At 35.6% G+C, this 3,085-nt stretch carries 3 protein-coding genes; 2 read left to right on the top strand and 1 reads right to left on the bottom strand.

Annotation, left to right across the window (positions count from 1 at the left end; translation table 11 throughout):
• Window positions 1–326: 326 nt before the first annotated feature.
• On the top strand, window positions 327–1,520 hold the full coding sequence (locus FCI53_RS21025) for an aminotransferase-like domain-containing protein (RefSeq protein WP_138420928.1): 1,194 nt from the start codon (window positions 327–329) through the stop codon (window positions 1,518–1,520).
• 387 nt (window positions 1,521–1,907) lie between these two features.
• Here the strand turns inward: FCI53_RS21025 and FCI53_RS21030 are convergent, their stop codons facing one another.
• Window positions 1,908–2,345, bottom strand: a complete 438-nt coding sequence (locus FCI53_RS21030) for a YueI family protein (RefSeq protein ID WP_138420929.1) — start codon at window positions 2,343–2,345, stop codon at window positions 1,908–1,910.
• Window positions 2,346–2,447: 102 nt separating this feature from the next.
• Here FCI53_RS21030 and mscL point away from each other — a divergent pair, with 102 nt between their 5' ends.
• Window positions 2,448–2,942, top strand: coding sequence for a large conductance mechanosensitive channel protein MscL (mscL, locus tag FCI53_RS21035; protein WP_138420930.1), 495 nt, complete (start codon window positions 2,448–2,450; stop codon window positions 2,940–2,942).
• Window positions 2,943–3,085: the final 143 nt, after the last annotated feature.

Here is a 3,085-nt window from a genome sequence, read left to right on the forward strand (position 1 = left end):
CCGCAGTGAGGGACGAACGAGGAGGCTCATCAGCCACCCATGGAAAGCGTAGTGTTTTCCGCAGCGGCCTATTATCACTCGTCATATATATAGGAAATTGAAATTTACTGCGCAGTATATAGCTACTGCGCAATAAAGAATAAAAATTTATGCAAAAGAGCGTTTAACTATATTTACTATGCTTTGTTGTTCTCTTGTTCATAAGCACAGTATATTGTACAGAAATTTCAATAAACATCTAAATCTTGTAAAAGCGAAAAATCGTGTTATAATGATTAAATATAAAAATATCAGAATATTTAAATTATACAAAAGGCGGGGACATAATGAAGTACGGATTTTCGAAACGTGTAAAATATATGAAATCATCGGCAGTTAGGGATATATTAAAAGTAGTTAACAGGGGAGATGTAATTTCGTTTGCTGGGGGGCTACCCGATGAAAATTTATTTCCTGTTGATGCTGTTCGTCAAGCTTTTGATAAGGCAATGACTGCCGGAAATAAAACACTACAGTATGGAGAAACGGAAGGAGTCTTTGAACTAAGAGCAAGACTATCATCGAGGATGATGCAGAAAGGGATCAATCGAAATCCTGAAGATATTCTTGTGACATCGGGCTCCCAACAAGCAATTGACTTATTTGCGCGGATCATGTTTAATCCAGGAGATGTCATTCTAACAGAGAACCCGACTTATTTAGCTGCACTTCAAGTATTTGAATCCTATGAAACAAATATTGTGGCCGTTGATTCAGATGATGAGGGAATGATTGAGGAGGACTTAGAAGATAAAATAAACCGTTTAAAGCCGAAATGTATTTATGTGGTTCCAACTTATTCTAATCCAGGTGGAAAAGTGTGGTCATTAGAGCGGAGAAAAAAATTATTGGAATTGGCTAAAAAATATCATGTTGTCATTTTTGAAGATGATCCATATGGGGATATTCAGTTTGATAAAGAGGCTTCACCACCACCAATTGCTTCGATGGATGATAACAAGTTTGTCCTTTACACAAGTACATTTTCTAAAACGGTTGTTCCAGCAATGCGGATTGGTTGGATTGTCGGTCCACATCAAATTATTCGATTGATGGCACAAGCAAAACAAGCAACAGATTTGCATACGAATTCGATTAGTCAGCATGCTTTAGTTCATTTAATTGATGATTTTGATTTTGATGGTCATATTCATTCATTGATAGAAACGTACCATGAACGGATGCTAGTGATGAAGAATCAACTACAGCAAGTAGAAGGGGATCCTATATCATTTGTGACGCCAAAAGGTGGCATGTTTTTCTGGGTGGAGATGCCTGAGTATGTTAATACGACTGACCTGCTAGACACAGCTGTAGAACATGGAGTTGCATTTGTTCCTGGATCACCATTTTATGTTTCTAATGCGAAACAAAATACAATGCGTTTAAATTTTACAAATGCAAATCCAGAGTTAATCAAAGAAGGTATGAATCGCCTTGTTACTGTTATAAATCAATCGCAATATGAAACAATTTCATAATTGCTTATTAAATTAAAAGACTGTTTTTAAAAGATTGTAGTTTTGTCACAATAACCATAAACTCCGACGTAACTCAAAAATTATTACTCATATTCACCGAAAATGGAAGCTAGATGTGCACGTTTCTTGAGTTTTCGTCTATATTTAAGGTGATTTCCTTTCCTAATGGACACGTTTACTAAGTTTTCGTGTACATTAGAATCAATTTTTAAACTAGATGTGCACGTTTCTTGAGTTATCGTCTTGTGTCTACGTCGGAGTTTCTATCAACTACGACATAAAAAAGCAACAAACCTTACAAGAAGAGCGTAATAAAAAAGACATTCGCGGTATGTAAACATGCGAATGTCTTTTTTTAGCCTTAATCAAATTTATTGGTACTACATCCTATTTAAAGATACCAAAAAGTGATTGGAGCAGAGATTTTTCTTCTTTTTGTTTTGTAGGCTGTTCCTTATTTTCTTCCTGTAAGAAAATATTTTCTTTATCGATCGCATGGTCATAGGTTAACACAATACCATAATCTGACTCTGCACTTTTATTGTTGACAGTTTTGTAGTTTATTTGGTTGTCGGAAGCAACTTGTTTATATTTCTTGAAATAGCGAAAACTTACATTTCCGTTTAATAATAACTTTGAATCAGGATTTTCTTTCATAGCTTGGTCGAGTTGTTGAACTCCTTTATGTTTCATTACCTGCCCCTTAGTAAGAGCTAAAACGACTCTTTCCCTTAAGGTACCTAAAAATGCTTTTCTTTCAGCAGGATTCGTTTCTTTTGCTCCGTATATCCCTTCTTGTAAGTAATCATCAACATCTTTTTTCATTTGTAACACCTCACTAAAAACGATCAAAACTAAAACATAGCTTGTTATGCTTACGCATAGTATGTACCAATTATAATAAAAAATAGGGGGGATTACATCAACATATTAAAAGAGTTTCGACAATTTGTGTTACGAGGGAACGTAGCTGATATGGGGATTGGGATTGTTCTAGGTGCTGCATTTAGTGGTCTAGTCGATTCCCTAGTTAAGGATGTGCTTCTTCCCCCTTTTGGTGTACTGTTAGCTAAGATGAACTTTTCTAATTTATTTATCCCACTTGGCGGTGGTCATTATACATCATTGGCAGAGGCACAAGAAGCAGGTGCTGCGACTATTAATTACGGTTTATTTTTAACATCCTTTATTCGTTTTGTGATTGTTTTATTTGTTATTTTCATTGTTGTTCGACAAATGAATAAATGGAAAAAGCCAGACCAACACCCTGCGGATGCTATGACAAAGAAAGAATGTCCATTTTGTCGATTGCCGATTCCCTCCCAAGCCACTAAGTGCCCCAATTGCTCTTCAGATATAGACGAGCCACCACAACGTAAAAGGCTGACTAGTAAAGATGCTGTACGATTACGGATAAAATAAAAAAAGATGACAGGCTACTAAAATGGTACCTGTAGTTAGGACACTTGAAAAAGAGTGTTTAAACTACAGGTATTTTTTTATATACTTAAGTTTCAAGATATGGGGAAAAGAGGACAACATGAGTAAAATAACATTTTCAACTA

It is taken from the genome of Aquibacillus sediminis (assembly GCF_005870085.1).
In the GTDB taxonomy this organism is placed as follows: domain Bacteria; phylum Bacillota; class Bacilli; order Bacillales; family Amphibacillaceae; genus Aquibacillus_E; species Aquibacillus_E sediminis.

What these genes read in the sequence shown, in the direction of transcription:
- FCI53_RS21025 (WP_138420928.1), top strand. Translation starts at nt 327, where the DNA reads ATGAAGTACGGATTTTCGAAACGTGTAAAATATATGAAATCATCGGCA.
- FCI53_RS21030 (WP_138420929.1), bottom strand. Translation starts at nt 2,345, where the DNA reads ATGAAAAAAGATGTTGATGATTACTTACAAGAAGGGATATACGGAGCA.